This window comes from Shimia sp. CNT1-13L.2, from assembly GCF_024331145.1.
Taxonomy (GTDB): domain Bacteria; phylum Pseudomonadota; class Alphaproteobacteria; order Rhodobacterales; family Rhodobacteraceae; genus Shimia.
The window spans coordinates 591,661-615,355 of sequence record NZ_JANDJO010000002.1 but is presented as its reverse complement, the minus strand read 5'-3'; the positions used below and the strand labels follow the sequence as shown (position 1 = coordinate 615,355).

General features: G+C 61.0%; 25 protein-coding genes. 17 read left to right on the top strand and 8 right to left on the bottom strand.

Annotation, left to right across the window (positions count from 1 at the left end):
* Positions 1-51: 51 nt before the first annotated feature.
* Positions 52-1,350 carry a helix-turn-helix domain-containing protein gene (locus NNA36_RS06690; protein WP_255105529.1) on the bottom strand — a complete coding sequence of 433 codons (1,299 nt, stop codon included), beginning with the start codon at positions 1,348-1,350 and terminating at the stop codon, positions 52-54.
* A gap of 218 nt (positions 1,351-1,568) precedes the next feature.
* On the opposite strand from NNA36_RS06690, the gene NNA36_RS06685 reads away from it, so the two are divergent.
* From NNA36_RS06685 to NNA36_RS06660, 6 genes are all read left to right on the top strand, one after another.
* On the top strand, positions 1,569-2,906 hold the full coding sequence (locus NNA36_RS06685) for a substrate-binding protein (protein WP_255105527.1): 1,338 nt from the start codon (positions 1,569-1,571) through the stop codon (positions 2,904-2,906).
* 176 nt (positions 2,907-3,082) lie between these two features.
* Positions 3,083-4,114 (top strand): branched-chain amino acid ABC transporter permease, encoded by a 1,032-nt coding sequence (locus tag NNA36_RS06680; protein ID WP_255105525.1) that lies wholly within the window; start codon positions 3,083-3,085, stop codon positions 4,112-4,114.
* A gap of 3 nt (positions 4,115-4,117) precedes the next feature.
* Positions 4,118-5,317: a branched-chain amino acid ABC transporter permease gene (locus NNA36_RS06675; RefSeq protein ID WP_255105523.1), complete on the top strand. Its 1,200-nt coding sequence runs from the start codon at positions 4,118-4,120 to the stop codon at positions 5,315-5,317.
* Positions 5,318-5,329: 12 nt separating this feature from the next.
* The gene (locus tag NNA36_RS06670; protein WP_255105522.1) at positions 5,330-6,085 is read left to right on the top strand and encodes an ABC transporter ATP-binding protein; all 756 of its coding nucleotides are present in this window, start codon (positions 5,330-5,332) and stop codon (positions 6,083-6,085) included.
* A 15-nt stretch (positions 6,086-6,100) separates the two neighbouring features.
* The gene (locus NNA36_RS06665) at positions 6,101-6,856 is read left to right on the top strand and encodes an ABC transporter ATP-binding protein (RefSeq protein ID WP_255105520.1); all 756 of its coding nucleotides are present in this window, start codon (positions 6,101-6,103) and stop codon (positions 6,854-6,856) included.
* Between the two features lie 159 nt (positions 6,857-7,015).
* Positions 7,016-7,957 (top strand): DMT family transporter, encoded by a 942-nt coding sequence (locus tag NNA36_RS06660; RefSeq protein ID WP_255105518.1) that lies wholly within the window; start codon positions 7,016-7,018, stop codon positions 7,955-7,957.
* On the opposite strand, the gene NNA36_RS06655 is transcribed toward NNA36_RS06660, so the two are convergent.
* Complete coding sequence (locus NNA36_RS06655; protein WP_255105516.1) at positions 7,881-8,564, bottom strand: thiamine diphosphokinase; 684 nt, start codon at positions 8,562-8,564, stop codon at positions 7,881-7,883. The two genes, NNA36_RS06660 and NNA36_RS06655, sit on opposite strands and share 77 nt — an antisense overlap.
* Positions 8,565-8,702: 138 nt before the next feature.
* Here NNA36_RS06655 and NNA36_RS06650 point away from each other — a divergent pair, with 138 nt between their 5' ends.
* Positions 8,703-10,700 carry a hypothetical protein gene (locus NNA36_RS06650; protein WP_255105514.1) on the top strand — a complete coding sequence of 666 codons (1,998 nt, stop codon included), beginning with the start codon at positions 8,703-8,705 and terminating at the stop codon, positions 10,698-10,700.
* Positions 10,701-10,826: 126 nt separating this feature from the next.
* Here the strand turns inward: NNA36_RS06650 and NNA36_RS06645 are convergent, their stop codons facing one another.
* The 3 genes from NNA36_RS06645 to NNA36_RS06635 form a co-directional block, all read right to left on the bottom strand.
* Positions 10,827-12,065, bottom strand: coding sequence for a DUF4041 domain-containing protein (locus NNA36_RS06645; RefSeq protein ID WP_255105511.1), 1,239 nt, complete (start codon positions 12,063-12,065; stop codon positions 10,827-10,829).
* 277 nt (positions 12,066-12,342) lie between these two features.
* Positions 12,343-12,585: a DUF2842 domain-containing protein gene (locus tag NNA36_RS06640; RefSeq protein WP_255105508.1), complete on the bottom strand. Its 243-nt coding sequence runs from the start codon at positions 12,583-12,585 to the stop codon at positions 12,343-12,345.
* A gap of 14 nt (positions 12,586-12,599) precedes the next feature.
* On the bottom strand, positions 12,600-13,913 hold the full coding sequence (locus tag NNA36_RS06635) for an adenylosuccinate synthase (RefSeq protein WP_255105505.1): 1,314 nt from the start codon (positions 13,911-13,913) through the stop codon (positions 12,600-12,602).
* Between the two features lie 187 nt (positions 13,914-14,100).
* On the opposite strand from NNA36_RS06635, the gene NNA36_RS06630 reads away from it, so the two are divergent.
* Positions 14,101-14,391 (top strand): YciI family protein, encoded by a 291-nt coding sequence (locus NNA36_RS06630; protein WP_255105501.1) that lies wholly within the window; start codon positions 14,101-14,103, stop codon positions 14,389-14,391.
* An 89-nt stretch (positions 14,392-14,480) separates the two neighbouring features.
* Complete coding sequence (locus NNA36_RS06625) at positions 14,481-14,876, top strand: DUF6524 family protein (protein WP_255105498.1); 396 nt, start codon at positions 14,481-14,483, stop codon at positions 14,874-14,876.
* Here the strand turns inward: NNA36_RS06625 and NNA36_RS06620 are convergent.
* From NNA36_RS06620 to nthA, 3 genes are read right to left on the bottom strand one after another with little or no spacing between them, the layout of a single operon-like run.
* Positions 14,873-15,187, bottom strand: coding sequence for a nitrile hydratase accessory protein (locus NNA36_RS06620; protein ID WP_255105494.1), 315 nt, complete (start codon positions 15,185-15,187; stop codon positions 14,873-14,875). The genes NNA36_RS06625 and NNA36_RS06620 overlap by 4 nt on opposite strands.
* Positions 15,184-15,852 (bottom strand): nitrile hydratase subunit beta, encoded by a 669-nt coding sequence (gene nthB / locus NNA36_RS06615; protein WP_255105492.1) that lies wholly within the window; start codon positions 15,850-15,852, stop codon positions 15,184-15,186. Before nthB ends, NNA36_RS06620 begins: the two co-directional genes overlap by 4 nt.
* Positions 15,849-16,472 carry a nitrile hydratase subunit alpha gene (nthA, locus tag NNA36_RS06610; RefSeq protein ID WP_255105489.1) on the bottom strand — a complete coding sequence of 208 codons (624 nt, stop codon included), beginning with the start codon at positions 16,470-16,472 and terminating at the stop codon, positions 15,849-15,851. The genes nthB and nthA overlap by 4 nt, the downstream gene beginning before the upstream one ends.
* A 171-nt stretch (positions 16,473-16,643) precedes the next feature.
* On the opposite strand from nthA, the gene NNA36_RS06605 reads away from it, so the two are divergent.
* The 8 genes from NNA36_RS06605 (at position 16,644) to NNA36_RS06570 (ending at position 23,674) form a co-directional block, all read left to right on the top strand.
* The gene (locus NNA36_RS06605) at positions 16,644-17,216 is read left to right on the top strand and encodes a hypothetical protein (RefSeq protein WP_255105486.1); all 573 of its coding nucleotides are present in this window, start codon (positions 16,644-16,646) and stop codon (positions 17,214-17,216) included.
* Positions 17,217-17,455: 239 nt separating this feature from the next.
* A complete protein-coding gene (secG, locus tag NNA36_RS06600) occupies positions 17,456-17,815 on the top strand; it encodes a preprotein translocase subunit SecG (protein ID WP_255105484.1) in 360 nt (119 codons plus the stop codon).
* 186 nt (positions 17,816-18,001) lie between these two features.
* Positions 18,002-19,645, top strand: coding sequence for a CTP synthase (locus NNA36_RS06595; protein WP_255105482.1), 1,644 nt, complete (start codon positions 18,002-18,004; stop codon positions 19,643-19,645).
* An 82-nt stretch (positions 19,646-19,727) separates the two neighbouring features.
* Positions 19,728-20,693 (top strand): DMT family transporter, encoded by a 966-nt coding sequence (locus tag NNA36_RS06590; protein ID WP_255105480.1) that lies wholly within the window; start codon positions 19,728-19,730, stop codon positions 20,691-20,693.
* 29 nt (positions 20,694-20,722) lie between these two features.
* Entirely contained in the window at positions 20,723-21,481 is a 759-nt protein-coding gene (locus tag NNA36_RS06585; protein WP_255105479.1) for a hypothetical protein, read from the top strand.
* Between the two features lie 120 nt (positions 21,482-21,601).
* The gene (locus tag NNA36_RS06580; protein ID WP_255105478.1) at positions 21,602-22,297 is read left to right on the top strand and encodes a hypothetical protein; all 696 of its coding nucleotides are present in this window, start codon (positions 21,602-21,604) and stop codon (positions 22,295-22,297) included.
* A 31-nt stretch (positions 22,298-22,328) separates the two neighbouring features.
* Positions 22,329-22,622, top strand: coding sequence for a DUF1330 domain-containing protein (locus NNA36_RS06575; RefSeq protein ID WP_255105477.1), 294 nt, complete (start codon positions 22,329-22,331; stop codon positions 22,620-22,622).
* 632 nt (positions 22,623-23,254) lie between these two features.
* Entirely contained in the window at positions 23,255-23,674 is a 420-nt protein-coding gene (locus tag NNA36_RS06570) for a TerB family tellurite resistance protein (RefSeq protein WP_255105476.1), read from the top strand.
* Positions 23,675-23,695 lie beyond the last annotated feature (21 nt).

Here is a 23,695-nt window from a genome sequence, read left to right as displayed (position 1 = left end):
GATGTTACGGCCGCGCCCGCCGATCTTAACTGCCCGCACCAAAAAGCCAAGTCAAATCCCATCAACAAGAATGGATGGTTCCCGTCTGCCGACACAGTCAAGGCTCGGACATACCCGACAGGTTGAGCCAACCTCGCGCGTTGCCCCTGCATCCCCCTCGATCGGCACCACCAGCATGAAAGCGTGATACAGCGGGTCTTCGTTGAATTCGAGCGGCCCAATGGTCTCGGATATGGCATAGCAATCAAACTGCCGCGCATCCCGCCCCGTCACCGTCACGGTCTGGTGGATCGGCCGCAAAGGCCGGTTCAAGGCCTGGAACAATGGCCATTTCGGACAGGCCGCGCTGAACCTTGGCACCGCGAACCCCTCGACCGGCTTGCGAAAGATAAGCGTTCCCGAGCCGTCGCAGACCACCATCCCGATGGGCGACGACCAGAAATCATTGGACAGGATGGAAATCCGCCGCATGACCGCCGCCATCGGCGCGCGGAATTCTTTTACAAGACGCGGGAAATCCAGCCCCCACTCGCCCATCGCCTTGCCAAAACTCGCCCGCGGCATCATCACCGCATCGCGCCTAAGCTGACGCAGCACCCCAAGCGCCACATCCCGCGAGGCATGTGAGGTCAGCTGCGGTTGCGCCTCGATGAACGCCTCAAGCCCCTCGTCACTCTCCTCCAGGTCGGTAAAGCGGTAATTGTGCTCGGCCAGCATCATTTCCACCTCTTCCATCGGCGAGGTCAGGCTCGCCCCCACATCCCCAGCCCCATCAAGGTAAGTCACAAGCTGCTGCGTGCTCTCGGCCAGCCGCTGACTGTCTTCGTTCAGGTTGCGCTGGAACCGGTTGCGCCATTCCGGTTCAATTTCCTTGGTTTCGGCCAGAATGCCCGCGGTCGAGCGGATCGCCGTTACCATCGTCAGAACCTCGTGCATCGAGGTGGCCAGATGCGGATCGTGGGTCAGCCGGTCGGTCAGCGTGGCCGCAACCCGCTCCAGCGTGCCCACCCGGCGGTGGTTGTCCGCAATCAGCTCCGCCCAGCCCGGAAACCGTCCGGCAAACTCGTCCACCCGGTCCAGCTCCGATTGCACTGAAGGCGCATCCGCCGCCGCCTCCCGCAGAGTCGCGATCAATGCCGCCTCGGCCCCCTCACTCAACAGGGATGGCTCCACCCCAAGCACCTGGGCTATGTCCACAAGGAGTTTACCGCCGATTCTGCGCCTGTTGTGCTCGATCAGATTGAGGTAACTGGCAGAGATACCGACCTCGCGCGCAAGCTCTGATTGACGTATCCCCGCCATCGCCCGTCGCTCCCGAATACGGCTGCCTGTCAAAGTGTCGCGGGCCATGGTGTTTTCCTTGTTGTTTTCAACGGCTTTCTGCAGCGCCGAAAAATTTCTTTACAGTGCATACTATGGTATTGTGGATTACTTTACAAAAAAATTGTTACGCTAAAAGCAGTTGTTGCGGAATTTTCTATCCCTCCCCGATAATGAATTTGCACAAAAGTGCTTATGGCGTGCGGAAGAGGAGCCAATCGCCATTGTTTACCAAACGGGAGGATTAAATGTCCAAAACCACTATGACACGTCGCGGCGTGCTCAAGTCCGGTGCCGTCGCTGGCGCTGGCGTAGCGCTTCCGACCATCTTTACCGCGTCGTCTGCTGCTGCCTACACCAACGAGCCCACCGGCGGCTCCGTGACCCTGGGCTTCAACGTGCCCCAGACCGGTCCCTACGCGGACGAGGGTGCAGACGAACTGCGCGCATACGAGCTGGCTGTTGAGCACCTGAACGGTGGCGGCGACGGCGGCATGATGAACACCTTCTCGTCCAAGGCGCTGCAAGGTAACGGCATCCTGGGCAAGAAAGTCGAATTCGTAACCGGCGACACCCAAACCAAATCGGACGCAGCCCGCGCATCGGCCAAGTCGATGATCGAAAAAGACGGCGCTGTCATGATCACCGGCGGTTCGTCCTCGGGCGTTGCGGTTGCCGTACAGGCACTCTGCCAGGAGGCAGGCGTCATCTTCATGGCCGGCCTGACCCACTCGAACGACACCACCGGCAAGGACAAGCGGGCCAACGGCTTCCGCCACTTCTTCAACTCCTACATGTCGGGTGCCGCGCTTGCGCCGATCCTGGCCAACAACTACGGCACCGACCGTAAGGCCTATCACCTGACCGCCGACTACAACTGGGGCTACACCACCGAGGAAGCGGTTCGCACCTCGACCGAAGCTCTTGGCTGGGAAACCGTTGCGGCCGTGAAAACCCCGCTGACCCAGACCGACTTCTCGTCCTACATCGCTCCGGTTCTGCAATCGGGCGCGGACGTTCTGGTTCTGAACCACTACGGCGGCAACATGGTGAACTCGCTCACCAACGCGGTTCAGTTCGGCCTGCGTGACAAGCTGGTCAACAACAAGAACTTCGAAATCGTTGTTCCGCTCTACTCGCGCCTGATGGCCAAGGGTGCCGGTGCCAACGTTAAGGGCATCTACGGTTCCACCAACTGGCACTGGTCGCTGCAGGACGAAGGCTCCAAGGCATTCGTCAAGTCGTTCGGCACCAAGTACGGCTTCCCGCCGTCGCAGGCTGCACACACCTGCTACGTTCAGGCCATGCTCTACGCTGACGCATGTGAGCGCGCAGGCACCTTCAACCCCTGCGGTGTTGCAGAAGCTCTCGAAGGCTTCGAGTTCGACGGCATGGGCAACGGCAAGACCCTGTACCGTGCGGAAGACCACCAGTGCTTCAAAGACGTTCTGGTTGTGCGCGGTAAGGAAAACCCGACTTCGGAATTCGACCTTCTCGAAATCGTCGAAGTTACCCCGACCGCACAGGTTACCTACGATCCGGCGATCTTCGGCGGCGAACTGGGCACCTGCAACCCGGGCGCCTAATCCGGACCTTCCGGTCGCGCCCCCGGCGCGACCGGTTTCTCTGTCCGCCCCCAAATCGAGCATCGCGACACCGCTACGCTCTGCCCCTTCGCGGGTGGGAGGACGGGCTTTTCATTCCAAGGATCGGGGCACTGATCTAACGGAGCGACCCCAGACAAAACCTACGGGTGGGAACCATGGACGCAATAATCCTTCAAATCCTAAACGGGCTCGACAAGGGCTCGGCCTACGCGCTGATCGCGCTTGGGCTTACACTGATCTTCGGGACGCTGGGTGTGGTGAACTTCGCCCACGGCGCCCTGTTCATGATCGGCGCCTTCTGTGCCGTGACCCTCAGCAAGATCCTCAACCTGAGCTTCGAGACGATCGACCCGAACAAGACCGACTTCCTCGGCAACCCGCTCAAGGTCAAAACCCCCTACGTCGAAAGCTGGTTCGGCCCGGAAACCGGTGCCGCCCTGATCGACTGGTCCGTCCCGCTCGCCATCCTGTTCTCGATCCCGATCATGCTCTTGGTCGGCGTCATCATGGAACGCGGCCTGATCAAGCACTTCTACAAGCGTGAGCACGCCGACCAGATCCTCGTGACCTTCGGCCTGGCCATCGTTCTGCAGGAAATCATCAAGTATTACTTCGGTGCCAACCCGATCCCGACCCCGGCGCCCGACGCCTTCAAGGGCTCGTTCGACTTTGGGGCCGCGATCGGCTTCGACCCGAACACCATCATCTACCCCTACTGGCGTCTGGTCTACTTCATGTTCTCGGTCGTGATCATCGGCGGTGTGTTTGCCTTCCTGCAATTCACCACCTTCGGCATGGTCGTGCGTGCCGGCATGGCAGACCGTGAAACCGTGGGCCTCCTGGGCATCGACATCGACAAGCGCTTCACCATCATGTTCGGCCTCGCAGCCGCCGTGGCCGGCCTCGCAGGCGTCATGTACACCCCGATCAACTCGCCCAACTACCACATGGGCATGGACTTCCTCGTGCTGTCCTTCGTTGTTGTGGTTGTCGGCGGCATGGGCTCGCTTCCGGGCGCGGTTCTGGCAGGCTTCCTGCTGGGCATCCTCGAAAGCTTTGCCTCCATGCGCGAAGTCATCGACCTCATCCCGGGCATCAACCAGATCATCATCTACCTGGTTGCCATTATCATTCTGTTGACGCGTCCGCGTGGCCTGATGGGTCGCAAAGGCGTGATGGAGGAATAACTCATGCTGGGTCTCAACAAAAAAGACACCTCCCTCCTGCTGATCGTTGTGGTGCTGACCCTGTTTGCACCCTTCATCCTGAACCCCTTCCCCGAAGGCTCGGCGATGGCACAGTTCAACGCAGGCTATCCGGACCTGATGCAGCGTTTCGTGATCTTCGGGATCTTCGCCATCGGCTTTAACATCCTCTTCGGCCTCACCGGCTACCTCTCCTTCGGCCACGCTGCCTTCCTCGGCATCGGCTCCTACGGCGCGGTCTGGATGTTCAAGATCCTAGGCATGAACGTGCTGCCCGCCATCGTGCTCGCGGTCATCGTCGCCGGCCTCTTCGCAGTCGTCATCGGCTACGTCAGCCTGCGTCGCTCGGGCATCTACTTCTCGATCCTGACGCTCGCCTTCGCCCAGATGATGTTTGCACTGGCCTATTCGGTTCTGACCCCGATCACCGGTGGTGAAACCGGCCTGCAACTGACCCTGAACGACCCGCGTATCCTTGGCGCAAGCCAGACCGCTGGCGGCAACATCCCGGTTCCAAGCCTCTTCGGCATGGAAATGCGCAGCAGCACGGATCTGGAAATCGCCGGATGGGTCTTCACCTTCAACGTCGGCTACTACTTCTCGGCGCTGATCATGATCCTCGCCTTCTACCTGTCGATCCGCATCTTCCGTTCGCCTTTCGGCATGATGCTGCGCGCGATCAAGTCGAACCAGAACCGCCTGAGCTACACCGGCCTCAACCCGCGTCCCTACACGCTGGCAGCCTTCGTGATCTCCGGCATGTACGCTGGTCTCGCAGGCGGCCTGATGGCCTCGATGGACCCGCTGGCAGGCGCCGAGCGTATGCAGTGGACCGCATCCGGTGAAGTTGTTCTGATGACCATCCTCGGCGGCACCGGCACCCTGATCGGTCCGGTTCTGGGCGCGGGCTTCATCAAGTACTTCGAGAACATCTTCTCGAAGATCAACGACAACATCCTGCACCAGTGGTTCGCCTTCCTGCCCGATGGTCTTGAAGACTTCGTTGTCTTCATCATCCACCCCTTCATCGGCAAAGGCTGGCACCTGACCCTCGGCATCCTGTTCATGCTCGTCGTGATCTTCCTGCCCGGTGGCCTGGTCGAAGGTGGTCAACGCATCCGCAAAGCCATCAAAGGCAAAAAGGCCGATGACACCGAAACCGCCAAAACCGAACCCGCTGAATAAGGAGAACGACTGATGAGCATTCTTGAAGTCAAAGATGTTGGCAAACGGTTCGGCGGCCTCCAGGCTCTGAGCGACGTCAACCTGAGCGTGAAGGAAAACTCCGTCCACGCCATCATCGGCCCCAACGGCGCCGGCAAGTCGACCCTCCTGAACTGCCTCGTGGGCAAACTCATCCCCGACACCGGCTCTGTCATGTTCGACGGCCAGTCGGTGCTGGGCCGCAGCCCCTACGAGATCAACCAGATGGGCATTTCCCGCGTGTTCCAGACACCCGAGATCTTCGGCGAACTCAGCGTCATGGAAAACATGATGATCCCCTGTTTCGCCAAGCGCGACGGTGCCTTCCGCATGCACGCCATCGAAAACATGATGGACGAAAAGGACATCGTGGAACGGGCCGAGCACATGCTCGAGGAAATGAACATGGCCGACAAGCGTGACATGCACGCCGCTGCCATGTCGCGTGGTGACAAACGCCGCCTCGAGATCGGCATGTGCCTCGCCCAGGAGCCGCGCCTGCTGCTTCTGGACGAACCCACCGCCGGTATGGCGCGGGCCGATACCAACAACACCATCGACCTGCTCAAGCAGATCAGCGACGAACGCGACATCACCATCGCGATCATCGAACACGACATGCACGTCGTGTTCTCGCTGGCCAACCGGATCACCGTTCTGGCACAGGGTACCCCCCTCGTCGAAGACGACCCGGAAAACATCCGCGGCAATCCCAAGGTGCGCGAAGCGTACCTGGGCGAAACGGCATAATCAGGAGAGACCCAAATGAACGTCAAACCCGACTTCTCCAAGGGCCACAACCTGGCCGAAACCGCCCCCGCCTTCCTCTCCGTCTGGAACATGGAAAGCTACTACGGCGAAAGCTACATCGTGCAGAACATCTCGTTCAACGTGCACGAAGGCGAGATCCTCGCGCTTCTGGGCCGCAACGGCGCTGGCAAGACATCGACCCTGCGCTCGATCGCCCGCATGGATGACCCGCAGGTCACCCACGGCGAAATCTGGCTCGACCACCAGCCGCTGCACCTCATGAAAAGCCATGAGGCCGCCGCCGCCGGAATCGGCCTGGTGCCCGAAGATCGTTGCATCATTCCCGGCCTGACCGTGGAAGAGAACCTGCAACTGGCGCAAATCGCACCGCCTATCGGCTGGTCGATTGAACGCCTCTACGATCTCTTCCCGCGTCTCGGCGAACGCCGCAAACAGGAAGGCGTCACGCTGTCTGGTGGTGAACAGCAGATGCTGGCGATTGCACGGGCGCTTGCGCGTGACATCAAGGTACTGCTGCTCGACGAACCCTACGAAGGCCTCGCCCCCGTGATCGTCGACGAGATCGAGAAAACCCTGCGCATCATCAAGGAACAGGGCATCACCACGATCCTCGTTGAACAGAACGCGGTCCGCGCCCTCGAACTCGCCGACCGTTCGGTGATCCTCGATACCGGCGGCATCGTCTTTGACGGCTCTGCCGAGGAAGTGCTCTCGAACGAAGAGCTGCGCGCAGAATACCTGGCGATCTGATCGCCAAAAGTTCCCCGATGCTCGGTGTTGATCCATAGACCGAGCTCACTCCCTGTCGGGCCGGTCTTCGTACCGGCCCGTTTTTTTCGTGATTTACGCTGGGTCACATTGCTAAGCTCAGGATTGAACCGCGCAACTGTTTCGGATTAGCGTCACCCCATGGCTCAGGATCGACCTCTCCTCGGCATTTTATTGATGCTTGGTTTTTGTGTGCTTGCCCCTTTAGGAGACGCTGTTGCGAAGATCCTGGGTCAACTCGTTCCCTTATGCCAACTGCTTCTGGTGCGTTTCGGCATTCAGGCACTGCTGCTGATCCCCGTCGTTGCCGCCACCAACCGCCCATGGCGAATGCGCCGCCGCACCTTCAATCTCATGATCATCCGCACCGTCCTGCATATCATCGGCATTGGCGCCATGTTCACCGCCCTGCGCTTCCTGCCGCTGGCCGATGCCGTGGCCATCGCCTTCGTCATGCCCTTCCTGATGCTGCTGCTTGGCAAGTTCGTCCTCGACGAAGAAGTCGGCCTGCGCCGCATCCTGGCCTGCGTTGTCGGCTTTGTCGGCACCCTCATGGTGATCCAGCCGAGCTTTGCCGAGGTCGGCCTGCCCGCCCTCCTGCCCCTCGTGGTGGCGGTGGTCTTTTCGCTGTTCATGCTGGTCACCCGCCAGATCGCCAAGGAAACCGACCCGATCAGCCTTCAGGCCGTCAGCGGCACCATGGCCTCGCTCATGATCCTGCCGTTCCTGCTGATCGGCCCGCATATCAACATGCCCGAAACCGCGATCGTCTGGACCGACACCAGCACCACGGCGATGCTCCTGTTCATCGGCGCACTCGGCACCCTCGCCCACCTCCTGATGACATGGTCGCTGCGCTATGCCCCCTCGGCCACGCTGGCACCGATGCAATACCTCGAGATCCCCTTCGCCACGCTGATCGGCTGGATTATCTTCTCCGACCTGCCCAATGGCCTCGCCGCCATCGGTATTTGCGTGACCATGGCCGCCGGTCTTTATATCGTCTTCAGAGAGCGGGCCATGTCGCGGATTGCGTCAGCAACGCCTCAACCGCCCGTCCCAGACAGTCACGCGGCAGGATGATCAGCATCTTCGGTGCCGTGAACTGAAGCGACACCGCCCCCGTCGCGCGGTTCGATGTTCCCACACGCCCGTCCGGCGTAAAGGTCAGCCCGCCAATCGGCCAGTGCAGCCCGTCCGACACCCCTTCAACCAGCCCCATCGGAAACAGCGAGACCCGCTCGCCTTCTTCCAGATCAAGATCAATCGACGGCGGCGCGAGAAAGGCAATATCCGTGTCACCCAGCAAGATGCAGCGGTGATCACAGTTGCGCACCAGCGCGTTGAAACAGGCAAGCTGGTGATCCAGCCGCGCCCCGCTGAACCCCATCCCGATCACCAACGGCGCCCTTATACTATGCAGCGCCTTGTCGAAATCGGTCCGGTTCTGGTCAAACACCACATGCAGGCGATCCTGCGGAATGCCCTCCACCCCGGCCCCCTCCAACGAGTCCATATCGCCGACAACCGCCTCGGGCATCACCCCGTATTCAAGGCAATGCAAGGCCCCGCCATCTGCCGCAACAACACGCGGTGCTAAGCGTCTACAGGTGTCCAGATCGGTTTTCCCGACCAATCCCGCCCCAACAAGGGTGATTGGTTCCAAACTATGCACAATCGCCTCAGACACCCCGGTTTCCCTCCAATTTTAAGAAACGCGCCACAATCTAGCCTCAAAATGATACGCTGTCTTTCACAGAATCGGTCAGCTTTCGTCTCGACTGTCGTGGTAAACAGAACCTCGAGTAGTTCAAAGGACCCGCATCTGATGGTTACGAATAACAAAGTTTTGACGGTCTCATACGGCACGTTCTCCTGTACGCTTGAGGGTTTCGATGACTCGTTCGACACCATGAAAGCAATTGCTGAGTATTTCCGCGATCTCGCGGCAGATGATAGGTACTTCGGTGCCGAGCCCCCCACCCCCGACGCCGAAATGCTGGCCCGCATCGCCGAGCGCGAGGTCGAACGCCGCGTACAGGCGCGCACCGAGCAGGGCTCGATCTACCTGACCACCGAGGCCCCCGCCGCCCCCGCGCCGCAGCCCGAGGCAGCCCCCGCACCCGTGGCCCAAGCGGCGCCCGTCGAGGTTGCCGAACCGCAGGCCGAATCCCCGGAAGAACAGATTGAACCGGAAGTCGAAGACGTCACCGACGAGATTCTCGATGCCGTGACCGCCCCCGAGACCGAGATGGTCGAAGAAACCATCGAAGAGGTGGTCGCCGAAGACATCGTCGAAGACGCCCCTGTCGCAGAGGCCATCGCAGATCAGGACGCCACCATTGTCGCCGATCTCGAAGGCGCGCTGGAGGAACAGGACTTTGCCGACGACGAGGTGGCCAGCGCCCCCGCACAGGACGACACGCTCGACCTCTCCGCCATCGAAGACGCCCTCGCCGAAGAGGACGCCGCCGAAGACATTGCCGAACTGGTCGAAGAGCCCGAGGACTTCCCCGCCGAGGAAAACTCCATCGCCGCCAAGCTCCAGCGTATCCGCGCCGTGGTGTCCAAGTCGCGCAACGAACCCGAAGAAGAAGACTATTCCGAAGACGAACACGCCGACAGCTTCCTGACCGAAGCCCGCGAAGAGATTGAATCGGTTCTGAAACTCGACGATGAAATGGCCGCAGCAGCCGCCGAAGAGGACGTTGCCGAAGAGCCCGCCGAGCAAGAGATCGTGGCAGAGGCCCCGGTCGAACGCCCGGTCCGTGCCCGCGTTGTCCGCATGAAAAAGGCCGACTTCGAAGAGGCAGTCTCTGCAGGTCTGCTTGAGGCCGAGCCGGAAGAAGACGAACCCGAAGCACCGATCGCCGAGGACACCGCAGAGACCAAGACCGACGAACCCGGCCGTGTCTCCAGCCTGACCCCCGAGGACGAAGCCGAACTGCTGGCCGAACTGGCTCAGGTCGAGGCCGAACTGAACCGCGCCGACCAGATGGAAGCCGAAGAAGAGCCCGAGGCTGACCGTTCGGAGCGTGGCAAACACCTGACCGATGCCGACCGCGACGCCGAAAGCGACATGCCGCGCCTGATGGCCGAGGCCGACCAGCACATGAACGAACCGGACGGCAACCGTCGTCGCCAGGCCATCGCACATCTGCGTGCCGCCGTTGCCGCCACCAAAGCGGAACAGCGTTCCGGCGCCGCCCGCGCCCCGCAGGACGCCACCGAGCCCTATCGCGGCGATCTCGCCAGCGTGGTGCGCAACGTGACCGGCCAGGCTCCCGAGGAAACCGAGGTCCGCCCGAGCCGTCCCAAGGCCCCCGCGGCCCCGCTGAAACTTGTGGCCGAACAGCGCGTCGACACCCCCGCCGCGGAACCGCAGGAACCCGCCGCGCCGGTCGAAGCCGCCCCAGCCCCCGAGGCCGAAGCACCGCGCAGCCCCGTACGTCCGCGCCGCGTCTCGGTTGGCGAACGCGCCGCCGATGCCCCGGCACCGGCCCCCGCCGCCCCGTCGCAGATGGACCCGGCCGAGGCCGGCAGCTTTGCGGAATTCGCGGAATCAATGGGCGCCACCAAGCTGCCCGAGGTTCTCGAAGCCGCCGCCGCCTACCTCACCTTCGTTGAAGGTCAGGACAAGTTCTCGCGCCCGATGGTCATGCGCCTCGCCCGCGATGTCGACGGCAGCAACGCCTACACCCGCGAAGACAGCCTGCGCTCCTTCGGCCAGCTCCTGCGCGAAAACAAGATTGCCAAGATCGAAGGCGGCCGTTTCACGGCTTCCGAACTGATCGGCTACCGCCCCGAAGACCGCGCCGCCGGCTGATCCGGGCAAGCCCCAAAACGCCAAAAGCCGCTCCATCAGGGGCGGCTTTTTTCGCTTTAGATTCAGACAACTATCAACCCAAACTCAATCCAGAAGACCCCTTTCGAGAAAGCCGCGCGAACTATGTCAAATTGCGGCGGGCAGCGCTTCAAGTTCGGATGGAGCGACCTCTTGCAATTTCTCCTTCCGCCTTGCCAAGGTTTCGTGCCACTCCTGCGCTTCTCTGTCCTTGAAGAAGTCAGCATCTGGAGCAAGTCGCGCAACAGCGTCTTCCACTTCGTCAAGGGACACGCGAAAGAATTCCTTCCGCATGTTGGCCATATTGACGCGTTGTTCTGAGAACTCTTTGTGTAGAGCAGCTTCCAAGGCTGGCGCCTCTTCTGAATAAATCATGGCATGTGTATCGAAACCAAACGGAACACTCGCGTCTCCCAGTTCGCGAACACGGTCACCAGGGTCGAGACGCCTCGTCAGGCCAATCTTAACCATTTCTTCTCCAAACGATCCCACATTGGAAATTACATACACATACCCTGACCTAGTCATTTCCGCCATTGCGCGTGCGCGCTCAGAGGTCGCGCGCGCCTCTTCCAAAGCGCTCTCGAGATCGTGGATTTTTTGCTTCAAGCTGTCACTAACCTCATCAGAGCCTGCTTCTCTTCGCGCTTTTTCCAAGAGCGCTTGATATTTCATCTCTTCTTTTTCCGCCGCTCTTGCCTCAGCTGCCAGCTTCTTTTCTTCTCTTTCAACCCTGGCAAGTTCGGCGCGTTCATCCTTTTCGATCTTTAGCTGCTCACGATACTCGTGCGTCAAGTGTAACTCGTCGATCTTCAACGCGACGTAGGCGTCATTGATGCTCAGTTGGAGAGAGGTGTTTTCTCTTGAAATTGCTTTAGCCGAGTTCAGGATGCGCTTTTCCATCGCAACCACATTGTTCCATCTGGTATTGGCGATTGCGGCCTCACACTCATTGTTGAAAGCCCGCATCGTCAAGCGCGATTGACGGTTGATCATTGTCTGCCCTTTGGCACGGCTCCCTTCAACCGTCCAATCAGCCGGACAGATCGTCGCCTCTTTTGCCGAGACCATCGCCTTTTGAAGGGTTCGTACTTTCTTAATTTGGTCTTTGTACTGTTCGCTATCCCCAAACTCGAAATGTGGCTCATACATTCCCAGTTCAGCAAAGGCCAAGCGGTCATCATAGACAGCTACCTGCTCTAATAGCTGATCAAGATATTTTTTCTTTTCGCCGTAAGTTGCCTGAAGAGTTTCGATGTCGGTCTCCAGTGCCTCAACCTCATGCTTCTTCTTGACCACTTCCTTTTCAATGGAAACTATTTCCGCGAACCGTTCGAGTTCTCCCAAGGCTCGCTTCCGCCTAAAATGGCTTCGCAACCAGAGAACAAGAAAAACGGGAGCGCTGAGCATCCATACTATCAAACCAATCGCAACTGGGTCCAATTTCAACCTCTACAAAAATCTCAGAACAATCACTCTACCAAAGGTGGATTGCAGAATTCTTAGCTCAGATCGAACCGCATCGGAATTGCCAACGGTTAAAAATCGTTGGAAAGCTCAATGAAAATTAGCGACAAACTGTCCAACAACAAAAAAACGCGCCAGTCACCTGACGCGTTTTTGTTTAATCCCATGTGCCGTGGTCCGGATCGTCCGGGTCGGCTTGGCCGATGCCAAGGAAGATCGGCTTCAGCGGGAACACCCAGGCCACGCCGAAGAACACGTAGATCACGAATTCCACCAGCACCGGCAGTTCCCAAAGCCCCAGACGGCTCAGAACACCCCAGGCCACGCCAAGGTAAAGCGGAATGCCCACCAGCAGGATCAACAGCGCCCAGCGCCGACGTGACTTGTAGCTCATTGCCATGGTTGGTCTACCTCTTAGTCCGCAAACGGATCGGTCACGAGGATCGTGTCATCCCGCTCCGGCGAAGTGGAAAGTAGCGCAACCGGACAATCGATCAACTCTTCGACGCGACGCACGTACTTGATGGCATTGGCCGGCAGTTCCGCCCAGCTGCGCGCGCCTTCGGTCGACTCGCTCCATCCCGGCATCTCTTCGTAGATCGGGGTGCAGCGCGCCTGCTGGTCCGCCGCGGTCGGCAGATAGTCCAGACGCTCGCCATCCAGCTCATAGCCGACACAGATTTTCAGGGTCTCGAACCCGTCCAGAACGTCCAGCTTGGTCAGCGCGATACCGGTCACACCCGAGGTTGCACAGGTCTGGCGCAGCAGGGCCGCATCGAACCAGCCACAGCGGCGCTGACGGCCGGTGGTGGTGCCGAACTCGTGGCCACGGGTGCCCAGACGCTCGCCATCGGCATCCGGCGTACCATCTTCCTTGAGCAGCTCGGTCGGGAACGGCCCCTCGCCCACGCGGGTGGTATAGGCCTTGACGATGCCCAGCACGAAATCGATCGAGTTCGGACCGATGCCAACACCCGTCGCCGACTGGCCGGCAATCACGTTCGACGAGGTCACGAAGGGATAGGTGCCAAAGTCGATGTCCAGAAGTGCGCCCTGTGCCCCTTCGAACAGAATGCGCTTGCCCGCCTTGCGTTTCTCGTTCAGCACCTTCCAGACCGGCGCCGCATAGGGCAGGATTTTCGGTGCAATTTCCTTGAGTTGCGCCAGCAGGGCATCACGGTCAACCGCTTCAATGCCCAGACCCTTGCGCAGCGGGTCATGGTGCTGCAACGCACGGTCTACACGCGCTTCCAGCGTGGCTTCATCCGCCAGGTCGGCAACGCGGATCGCACGACGGCCCACCTTGTCCTCATAGCACGGACCAATACCGCGTCCGGTGGTGCCGATCTTGGTGCCCTTGCTGGCCGCTTCCTCGCGCGCCCGATCAAGCTCCCCGTGAATCGGCAGGATCAGCGGGGTGTTCTCTGCGATCATCAGGGTTTCCGGCGAAATATCGACGCCCTGCGCACGCACGGTTTCGATTTCGTTCACAAGGTGCCAGGGGTCCAGCACAACACCGTTGCCGATCACCGACAGCTTGCCGCCACGCACAACACCCGAGGGCAGCGCGTGCAGCTTGTAGACCTTGCCGTCAATCACGAGGGTGTGGCCTGCATTGTGGCCACCCTGGAAGCGCGCAATCACATCCGCGCGTTCGCTGAGCCAGTCAACGATCTTGCCTTTGCCTTCATCGCCCCACTGGGCGCCCACGACGACGACGTTTGCCATTTTCGGTCCTTTTCAAGAGGTCAAACCCGCGCCCTTTTAGCCATCTTGTCTGCGGCGCGAAACCGCAAATGTGCCGCAGATCGCGGCTTTTCGGCGCAATTGGGGGTATCGCCCACGCCAAACTGGCCCTTTCCCTACCGCCACGGGCGCGAAACTCTGCCGCCAACCAAGCGGGAAGGAAAGACTCATGCGTTGGATCGTTCTGTTCGAAGACACTAAGGAAATGCTGGCCCATCGCAAACGCCATGGCGCGGCGCATCTGGCCTATCTCGATCTCTATTCCGACCGCATTCTCGTCGGCGGCGGTCTCCGGACTGATCCCGACGCGCCCTTCTGCGGTGGCCTCTGGGTGGTCGAGGCCGCCGAACGGGGCGATGTCGAAGATCTCGTGCGCCACGATCCCTACTTCCATCCGGACCACCGCAGCTACCGCATTATGGCCTGGGGAAAGGCAATCGACCGCCCCGTGACCCTTTAACGCGCAGAAACCTAGGGAAATTCTCGCCAACATCTGGACAGACCCGGCTTTTTTGCGCAAACCATGGGTAAAAAAGGAGCGGAAGGCGCATGGGCTTGTTGTTGCGCTGGGTCTTTGCATTCATCTTGCTGGCCCTCACCTACAACCCTACCCAGTGGAACTACATTCGCTGGACTATGGAGAACTACCTCGAGGAGACACCGCTCTCGGTGCTGCTCGGGCTGCTTCTGGTGATTGGTTACATCATCTACCTGCGGGCCACCCTGCGCTCGATCGGCGGCTTTGGCATGCTTCTGGTGCTGTCGGTTGTCGGCGCGATGGTATGGGTGCTCTATGACTGGAACATGCTTTCGCTCGACAATCCCAACATGAACACATGGATCGGCATCTTCGCGCTTTCTGCCGTTCTGGGCATTGGCCTTGGCTGGTCAATCGTGCGCCGGATGCTGTCGGGCCAGTACGACATGGATGATGTCGAGGATTAATCCGCCAGCCTGACCGGCTGCCCGTGCGGCGTTGAAAGATAGGCCTCTTCCCACGCCGCCCTGACGGCCTCCACCTGCACCGCATCTGCCTTCCCCGCCTCGCGCAGGACCGTTTCCAGCGTCTCCAGCCAGGCGTTAAAGTAATCATCCCCACCGTTCAGCTCGCGCTCCAGCCCGTGCCGCGCCAGCGTCGCGCCAAAACCCGTGGCCCAGTCCGGCCACGTGAACAACCCGCGCTCATGCAAATGGACCGTCAGCGCAAAGACCTGCGCATGCCACGGGGCCTCGAAAACGGGATCAGGCTGGTTCATGCGGGCTCCAGATAACTTTGCCAGAGGTCCAGCACCACCTCGTCCCCCTCGGCACCCTCGCCCCAAAGGTCACGCGCGGCAAAGGCCACCGCGTAAAGCGGCTGGGCCGCCTCGCCAAGGTAATGCCCGTTGGAATCGGGAAACACATGCCCCCCGTGGCACAGAACAATCGTCCCCGTCGCGCCCGCCGCGTATGACGGCAATCGCGTGTGCCCTCCGTCAACCAGCGCATTGCGGGCGGGCCTGCGGGTTGTCACCCTGTCGCCCACCCTGAACCGCGCCGCCTCTGCATCCTCGCGGACATAGGGGCTGCCCCCCGACAGAACGCCAGCAACCTTATCGGCCTGCAAGGCCCGACCGGCCAGCTCCGAACGCCCCGTACCATGCCCCGCGGCAAGCTCTTCACGGCTCACAACGCCACGCTCCACAAGCAGATCGGCCAGCGCCGCCATCCACTTCTCATAATAGGAAAACCGGCTGTAATCCTTCGGCGCCAGCAATTCCCGCGCGTGGCGCGAACTGTCGATGTTCCACTGCCCCAAGGCCCCCGCCGCCAGCGTCACCGCCAAAGCCCGCGCGTGCCAGTCCTCGGCGAATGTCGCATCATCACCGGGGGTCACTGCCCCGTCACCGAACCGACCGCCCATGTCATGCACCCGGCTCATGCGCCCGGCTCCTGCGCCAGACCGGTGCCGATCATCGAATCCCGCGTGACAAGCGCCACCAATTCCTCTTCGCTCATCCCCTCCGTACCCTCGGGCCGCTCGGGCACCACCAGATACCGGATCTCAGCCGTCGAATCCCAGACCCGCACGGATTTGCCCTCCGGCAGGTCCAGCCCGAACTCTGCCAAAACCTTCCGCGGCTCGCGCACCACCCGCGACCGGTAGGCATCCGACTTGTACCACCCCGGCGGTATCCCCAGCAGCGGCCAAGGGTAACAGCTGCACAGGGTACAGACGACCACGTTATGCACCTCCGGTGTATTCTCGACGATCACCATGTGCTCGCCCTGACGCCCGTAAAACCCCATCTCTTCCAACAGCGGCATCGGATCGCTCAGCATCGCCGCACGAAACGCCGGATCGCTCCACATCTTCGCCACCACCCGCGCGCCATTCTGCGGCCCGATCTTGTTCTGGTAGGTGTCGATGATCTCGTCCAGCGCCGCCGGATCGATCAGCCCCTTCTCGGTCAGGATGGTCTCCAGCGCCTTGACCCTGAGCGCAGGCTCGGGCGGCAACAATGCGTGCGGGTGATCGTGGTCAGAATGGTCATGTGGCATGGCCCGACACTGGCAGAGAAAAACCGCTCATGGCAAGCGGTGAAACGCACCGTCCCAATCCGTCAAACCGCGCCCTTTCACCACTTTGACCGAGATCATGGCCCCGCATGTCAGGTCGCCTAGGCTTGTTGCCCATCACAGCACACCTCTTTTCCCGAAAGGAGACGTCCGATGAAAACCCTTGCGAAACTACCTTTTCTGGCCCTTGTCTTGATCGGCTTTGGCCTGATCGCAACCGCCACCAGCGCAGACCCCGCCACACGAAACAGCAAGAAAGTCGAAAGGTTCGGCCACTGGTACGTGGTCAAGAAACCGGCCACCTACCTGATCCCGCAGACCGGCAAGAAAGGCCGCTATACCCTGTGCAGCGCCGTTCTGTTTGCCCAGACCGCATCGCTCGAGTTCGAAGCCAAGAACGACAGGGCCTGGTCCTTCTACGTCGCCAAAAGCGGCTGGAACTACAAATTCGCCCGCGGTCGCCTGTCGCTCAGGTCCGGATCCCGACAGATCAAGATCCCCGCCGCCCTCTACGGTGGCGCAATGATCTCTGGCATGAGCCACGACCTGCAAAGCGGCAGCCGCATCTCGATCTCCAAGCTGCAATCCTTCATCGCGCAGGGCAAACCGATCTCTGTTTACGACAACCGCGGAAAACAGCTGGTGGCCTTTCCCAACGAAGGCTCCGATCTCGCCAAGGCCTTCGAAAGCGCCATCAGATGCTCCCTGGCAAACGCACCGGGCTAGACCGCCAGAGCCTCCGGCCCTGCATGTTTACGCGCCCGCCGCGGCAAACACTTATCGTGCGCGGCCTGTCTCGACACATGCAAAGACCTCGCATTTTCGAAAGCGATTTCTCTGCGATCCGCAATCCGCGTGATTTCCCGCGACAGCGTGGCCCACATTCCCCCCGAAAGCCGCTTGCCCCGCGCGGCAAACTTGCATACATAGCGCGCTGAACCAACCGAACGCTTTGACAGGTCCTCATGGAAAACGTTGTCCTCATCATCCACCTCCTCCTCGCGCTGGCACTGATCGGTGTCGTGCTGCTGCAACGCTCGGAAGGGGGCGGTCTTGGCATGGGTGGCGGCGGCGGAGGTGCTGTGTCTGGCCGGTCTGCGGCCACCGCGCTCAGCAAGGTGACATGGATTCTCGCCGCGGCGTTCATCTGTACTTCGATTGCACTGACCATCATCGCCGCACAGAAATCTGCCGGCGGCTCGGTTCTGGACCGTCTCGGCGACAGCGTTCCGGCAGCGGACACCACTACGGATTCGGACGCAGGCTCGCTCCTGCCGCCCACGACCGATGGCACCAGCGAACCGCTGGTCCCGCGCGCCGACTGATCTTTCGGGGGCCCTGCCTCCTTTCACACCACAACTTGAGAATTCCTTCGGGGCCGCAACAGCATCTTGCGGTCCTGTTGCCAAGTTGATGCGAATCTTGTTATACTTAAGTCCCGTGATGCTGCGTCAGATTCCGGTCTGCGCGGGCGCTTGGAAGATACTGGAAATCACGGGGGACGCCGACCAATGGCACGGTATATTTTCATCACGGGTGGGGTTGTTTCATCGCTGGGCAAGGGCCTCGCGTCAGCAGCTCTTGGCGCGTTGCTTCAGGCGCGCGGGTACACCGTGCGACTGCGCAAACTCGATCCTTACCTGAACGTCGATCCGGGCACCATGTCGCCCTTCGAACACGGCGAAGTCTTCGTCACCGACGACGGCGCCGAGACCGACCTCGACCTCGGCCACTACGAACGGTTCACCGGCGTCCCCGCCCGCATGACCGACTCGGTCTCCTCGGGCCGCATCTACTCGAACGTGCTCGAAAAAGAACGCCGTGGCGACTACCTGGGCAAAACCATCCAGGTCGTGCCCCACGTCACCAACGAGATCAAAGACTTCATCAACATTGGCGATGACGAAGTCGACTTCATGCTCTGCGAGATTGGCGGCACCGTCGGCGACATCGAGGGCTTGCCCTTCTTCGAAGCCATCCGCCAGTTCAGCCACGACAAGCCGCGCGGCCAGTGCATCTTCATGCACCTGACCCTGCTGCCCTATCTCGCGGCCTCCGGCGAATTGAAAACCAAACCAACCCAGCACTCGGTCAAGGAACTGCAATCCATCGGTATCGCCCCCGATATCCTGGTCTGCCGCTCCGAACAGCCGATCCCGGAAAAGGAACGCGGCAAGATCGCCCTGTTCTGTAACGTGCGCAAAGAAGCCGTTGTCGCCGCCTACGATCTCAAGTCGATCTACGAAGCCCCGCTGGCCTACCACCGCGAAGGCCTCGACCAGGCGGTTCTGGATGCCTTCGGCATCGCCCCGGCCCCGCGCCCCGACCTCTCGGTCTGGGAAGACGTGAACGACCGCATCCACAACACCGACGGCGAAGTCAACGTCGCCATCGTCGGCAAGTACACCCAGCTCGAAGACGCCTACAAATCGATCAAGGAAGCGCTGGTGCATGGCGGCATGCACAACCGCGTCAAGGTCAACGTCAACTGGGTTGACGCCGAGGTCTTCGACAAGACCGACGCCGCCCCCTACCTCGAAGGCTATGATGCGATCCTCGTGCCCGGCGGCTTTGGCGAACGCGGCACCGAGGGCAAGATCAAGGCGGCGCAATTCGCCCGCGAACGCAAGATTCCCTACCTTGGCATCTGTCTCGGCATGCAGATGGCCGTGATCGAAGCCGCCCGCAACGTGGCCGGCATCAAAACCGCGGGCTCCGAGGAATTCGACCACGAGGCCGGCGGCAAACGCTTTGAACCGGTGGTCTACCACCTCAAGGAATGGGTTCAGGGCAACGCCAAGGTCCAGCGCAAGGCCACCGACGACAAGGGCGGCACCATGCGCCTCGGTGCCTATGACGCGGCCCTCGCGGACGGCTCGAAAGTGCACGAAGTCTATGGCTCCGTCGCCATCGAGGAACGCCACCGCCACCGCTACGAGGTCGACATCACCTACCGCGAGAAACTCGAGGAATGCGGCCTGAAATTCTCCGGCATGTCGCCCGATGGCCGCCTGCCCGAGATCGTCGAATGGGCGGATCACCCGTGGTTCATCGGTGTCCAGTTCCACCCGGAACTGAAGTCGAAACCCTTCGACCCGCACCCGCTGTTCAAGGATTTCGTCCGCGCCGCGAAAGACAATTCGCGACTCGTGTGACGCAAACAGACCCCGGTTTCGCGACATCCCGAATGTCGCGCGCCAGACAGACAGCCTGCTCCCCCCGGAGCAGGCTTTTTTCATGGAAAACGCGCAACAGAGTTCCGGGTCTGCAAGCCTGCTGCACTCCCCGACCGTTGCCCTGATCCTTGTCATCGGGGCGTCGGCCGCCTTTGGCACCGTGCCTTATTTCGCCCGTCTGCTGTCCGAAGCCGGCATGGCCGCCCCCGCCATCGCCTTCTTTCGCTACGCCTTCACCCCGATCCTGCTGTTTCGCCACATCCGCCTCGACGCCAGCCACCACCGCGCCTCGCTCTGGGGCATTTTCGCGGGCATGGGCACCGGTCTCGGCTGGATTTTCTACGTGAGATCGCTCGACGTGATGCCAGTCTCCACCGCCGGTATCCTCTACATGACCTACCCGCTGTTCACCCTCATGTTCAGCCGTCTGCTCTTTGGCGAGGCCCTCACGCTGCGGGCCTGCGTGGCCTCGCTCCTGATCCTTGGTGCCGCCATCCTCGGCGCGGGCCAGATCAACGGCGAAGGCGCCACGTGGTCGGCTATCGCCCTGGCACTGCTGGCCCCGGTCAGCTTCGGCTTCGTGATCAACGTGATCTCGCACCGCCTCACCATTCTGACACCGCGCGAACGCATGACAACCGTGCCGCTCGGCTCGATGATCGTGCTGATCCCCGTCCTGCTCAGCCTGCCTGCCGAACAGGTGCTGCCGCAATCCGGCGAAGCCCTGATCGCGCTCTGCGTGCTCGGCCTGTTCACCGCCTTCCTGCCCAACTACCTCTACATGCGCTTTTCACCGGTGATCGGTGCCAACACATCCGCCGTAGCGGGCAGCATCGAATTGCCCACCATGTTCGTGATCGGCTGGCTTGCCTTTGCCGAGGTGCTGACATGGCAACAGATCATCGCGGGCTGTATCATCCTTGCCGCCATCACCCTGTCTTCGGCCCGCCGCGTGCGCAACATCGCCAACGTCACCGCACGCCCACGCCCTCGTTTCCGCCGGCGCCGCAAACCCGGAACCGACTAGACAAGCGCCAAGAATTTTCTGGAAAATTCTTGCCCCCGAAAACTCTTCCAGAAGAGTTTTCCGCCCGGTTTTGCGAAAATCACAAGCTGCGCTACACTGGCCCCATGCGCAGCCTGCTTTCCCTCGCACTGGTTTCCCTTCTGGCCCTGCCCGCATGGGCCTGCGAGACCCCAGTCTGCCCAACCGATCCCGACACGCTCGATCTGTCCCGTCGCATCACCTTTGACGATCTGCCTTCCTCCTTCGGGGTGGGCCGCCTGATCAACGGCATCCTCGAACAGGACGGCGCGCGGTTCGGGGAACGCTTTGCCGGTCAGGACCTTGGCCGCGACGGCACCTTCGACCGGGTGAACGGCACCGCCCTTGCGCCCCTCACCCTCCTGCCCGGCGCGCCGAACCAGTCACTGGGCATCCTGCGCCTGATGCGCACCTCGGTCCTGCAAGGCCACGGTCCCGCCGGCTATCCCCGCACCGAAGCCGTGGGTGAAGGCGCCATCGCGGTGATCTTCGACTGGGACCAAAGCGCCATCGCGCTCGACATCCGCGGCGGCGAACAGGGATTTGCCACCCTCACCTTCCTCGCCCGCGACGGCCGCGTCATCGACAGCCACACCCTCGGCCCCCTGTCCGAGGCCACCTACGGTTTTGCCCGCAAGGACGACCGCCCCGACATCGCCGGTCTACTGATCACCAATTCCGACCCCGAAGGCATCGCCCTCGACAACCTGCGCTTTGACAGGCTGGCAGCATTGAGCCTGCTCGCCCCATCCCAAACCCAAGACCCTTAACAGAGGGCTGTGCCTGCCAGGGCAGGCGCAGACCGGCAGAGCCGCCGGGCGCTTCGATCCATATCCGGACACCCAAGTCCCCCCATTGCAGTCCGCACATCCGCCCCCTAGGCTCCCCTCATGCGCTGGCTTGCCATCCTCCTCACCTGCCTGACCTCCCCCCTGACGGCCGAGGTCACCCCCGTGCCCTACGACACGCTCGCCCGCGAACTCTCGACCACATTGACCTTCGAGACCCTGCCCTCCCGCCCCGAACCGGGCTTCAACCTCGATCACCCGCTGCGCTTTACCGGCATCTGGCTGGGCGAACACTTTGCCGGCCAGTCGATCACCCAGCGCCCCGCCGCCACCGGCACCCCGCATGACATCCTTGGCCAGACCGCCGCCCACCGCCCACTTGCCATCCGCCCCGGCCCGCGCCGCCAGAACCTCTCGGTCGCGCACCACCGCGGCTTTGCCTCCAACGCCCTCCTGCCCCTCGGCCCGCACGGCTTTGACACGATCTCGGGGCGGGGCGAAGGCGCCGTTGCCATCCTGTTCGACCACGACCAGTTCGCCCTCGGCTTCCGCGTCCACACCGACTACGCCAAGCCGCTCGGCACCGCGCCCCGTGGCACCCTGACCTTGACCTTCATGACCCGCATGGGCCACGTCCTCGACCAGCACACCCTGCACCCCGGCCCCTCGATCACCAGCTACGGCTTCCGCACCTCCGACACCCGCGCCCGCATCGGCGGCATTCTCATCACCAATTCCGATCCGGGGGGGATTGCTTTGGACGACATCCTCTTCCAGATTGAACGCATGCTTTTCTGAACAAGACCAACACCAACGGGGACACCAACACATGGCCAAAGGCTACTGGATCGGGCGCATCGACGTCCAAGACCTTGACACCTACAAGAACTACATCGCCGCCAACGGCCCGGCCTTTGCCGCCTATGAAGCCCGTTTCCTGGTACGCGGCGGCACCTTCGAAGCGGTCGAAGGCGAACCCCGCTCGCGCAACGTCGTGATCGAATTCCCCTCCTATCAGGCCGCGCTGGACTGTTACCACTCCGAAGCCTACCAGGCCGCCAAGGCGCACCGCGATCCTGTCTCCACCGGAGAGCTGATCATCATCGAAGGCTACGAAGACTGATGTTTGGGGGCAAAAAAACCGAACCATCAAGAGCGGCCTCAACGCTACCTGCCCCACGACGTGACATGGATCGCAACAAACAGAAAGTTCTTTGATGGGGTTACGGTTTTTGCTGGTTTGTTTGGGAATATGTGTGTCGGTGCCAGCATATGCGGACACCTATGATTGCTATTTCCCACAAGTATGCAGGGACACTGGCGGCGGCTGCAATCTTGCGGGAAGAAGAATGGTTTTCGATACCGACCAAGCGGCCTATGTACACACTGACTCATATGGGAAAGCAGACATACTTTTCATCGGTGAGGATCGATCATCTGGATTGCTGTCAGTTTTCCCTGAAGACGAAAAGAACCCTCCAAATCAGTCAAAGTTTTCCTACCATTCAAGAGAGGCAGGTCCGACTACGTTTTCTGCCGATACCTATCACGGAGTTTGTATTAAGAACCTAGGCACAGATTGAACGTTCAATTCGCTAGGACATGCAGAGATGATGGAACAGCTTGGCCAGGGCAAGATCACGCGCAAGAAAGCAACGGCGCATCTGCTTGAATATTCGGTCCCGCTTTAGATGAAGCGGATGGGGGAAGAAGCTCTGATATGAAGAACAATAATTCAACAAGGATACCAGACTGATGTTTGAAAGCCTGATCAACCGTCTGCGCGGCCAGCCTGCGGAACCGCCCTTGCCGGAACCGGATGAACATCTCGCCCTTGGTGCCCTCCTCGTGCGGCTTGCGCGGTCGGATGCCAACTACCACGCGCTTGAAATCGGCGAGATCGACCGCATCCTTGCCGAAACCTTCGATCTCAAGCCGATCCCCGCCGCCAAGATGCGCGCCACCTGCGAAAAGCTCGAGGCACAGGCCCCCGGCACGCCGGATTTCGCCCTGCTGATCCGCCAGAACGTCGACTATCCGCACCGGCTCGAGATGCTTCAGGCGATGGCGCGTGTGATCCTCGCCGATGGCACCCGCGCGCCCGAGGAATCCGAAACCCTGCTGGAAATCGAACAGATGCTCGGCATTTCACCGGATGACCGCCTGCCGCTCTAGGGTCAGGGCAATGCAAATAAA

What these genes read in the sequence shown, in the direction of transcription:
- NNA36_RS06690 (WP_255105529.1), bottom strand. Translation starts at nt 1,350, where the DNA reads ATGGCCCGCGACACTTTGACAGGCAGCCGTATTCGGGAGCGACGGGCG.
- NNA36_RS06685 (WP_255105527.1), top strand. Translation starts at nt 1,569, where the DNA reads ATGTCCAAAACCACTATGACACGTCGCGGCGTGCTCAAGTCCGGTGCC.
- NNA36_RS06680 (WP_255105525.1), top strand. Translation starts at nt 3,083, where the DNA reads ATGGACGCAATAATCCTTCAAATCCTAAACGGGCTCGACAAGGGCTCG.
- NNA36_RS06675 (WP_255105523.1), top strand. Translation starts at nt 4,118, where the DNA reads ATGCTGGGTCTCAACAAAAAAGACACCTCCCTCCTGCTGATCGTTGTG.
- NNA36_RS06670 (WP_255105522.1), top strand. Translation starts at nt 5,330, where the DNA reads ATGAGCATTCTTGAAGTCAAAGATGTTGGCAAACGGTTCGGCGGCCTC.
- NNA36_RS06665 (WP_255105520.1), top strand. Translation starts at nt 6,101, where the DNA reads ATGAACGTCAAACCCGACTTCTCCAAGGGCCACAACCTGGCCGAAACC.
- NNA36_RS06660 (WP_255105518.1), top strand. Translation starts at nt 7,016, where the DNA reads ATGGCTCAGGATCGACCTCTCCTCGGCATTTTATTGATGCTTGGTTTT.
- NNA36_RS06650 (WP_255105514.1), top strand. Translation starts at nt 8,703, where the DNA reads ATGGTTACGAATAACAAAGTTTTGACGGTCTCATACGGCACGTTCTCC.
- NNA36_RS06640 (WP_255105508.1), bottom strand. Translation starts at nt 12,585, where the DNA reads ATGGCAATGAGCTACAAGTCACGTCGGCGCTGGGCGCTGTTGATCCTG.
- NNA36_RS06635 (WP_255105505.1), bottom strand. Translation starts at nt 13,913, where the DNA reads ATGGCAAACGTCGTCGTCGTGGGCGCCCAGTGGGGCGATGAAGGCAAA.
- NNA36_RS06630 (WP_255105501.1), top strand. Translation starts at nt 14,101, where the DNA reads ATGCGTTGGATCGTTCTGTTCGAAGACACTAAGGAAATGCTGGCCCAT.
- NNA36_RS06625 (WP_255105498.1), top strand. Translation starts at nt 14,481, where the DNA reads ATGGGCTTGTTGTTGCGCTGGGTCTTTGCATTCATCTTGCTGGCCCTC.
- NNA36_RS06620 (WP_255105494.1), bottom strand. Translation starts at nt 15,187, where the DNA reads ATGAACCAGCCTGATCCCGTTTTCGAGGCCCCGTGGCATGCGCAGGTC.
- nthB (WP_255105492.1), bottom strand. Translation starts at nt 15,852, where the DNA reads ATGAGCCGGGTGCATGACATGGGCGGTCGGTTCGGTGACGGGGCAGTG.
- nthA (WP_255105489.1), bottom strand. Translation starts at nt 16,472, where the DNA reads ATGCCACATGACCATTCTGACCACGATCACCCGCACGCATTGTTGCCG.
- NNA36_RS06605 (WP_255105486.1), top strand. Translation starts at nt 16,644, where the DNA reads ATGAAAACCCTTGCGAAACTACCTTTTCTGGCCCTTGTCTTGATCGGC.
- secG (WP_255105484.1), top strand. Translation starts at nt 17,456, where the DNA reads ATGGAAAACGTTGTCCTCATCATCCACCTCCTCCTCGCGCTGGCACTG.
- NNA36_RS06595 (WP_255105482.1), top strand. Translation starts at nt 18,002, where the DNA reads ATGGCACGGTATATTTTCATCACGGGTGGGGTTGTTTCATCGCTGGGC.
- NNA36_RS06590 (WP_255105480.1), top strand. Translation starts at nt 19,728, where the DNA reads ATGGAAAACGCGCAACAGAGTTCCGGGTCTGCAAGCCTGCTGCACTCC.
- NNA36_RS06580 (WP_255105478.1), top strand. Translation starts at nt 21,602, where the DNA reads ATGCGCTGGCTTGCCATCCTCCTCACCTGCCTGACCTCCCCCCTGACG.
- NNA36_RS06575 (WP_255105477.1), top strand. Translation starts at nt 22,329, where the DNA reads ATGGCCAAAGGCTACTGGATCGGGCGCATCGACGTCCAAGACCTTGAC.
- NNA36_RS06570 (WP_255105476.1), top strand. Translation starts at nt 23,255, where the DNA reads ATGTTTGAAAGCCTGATCAACCGTCTGCGCGGCCAGCCTGCGGAACCG.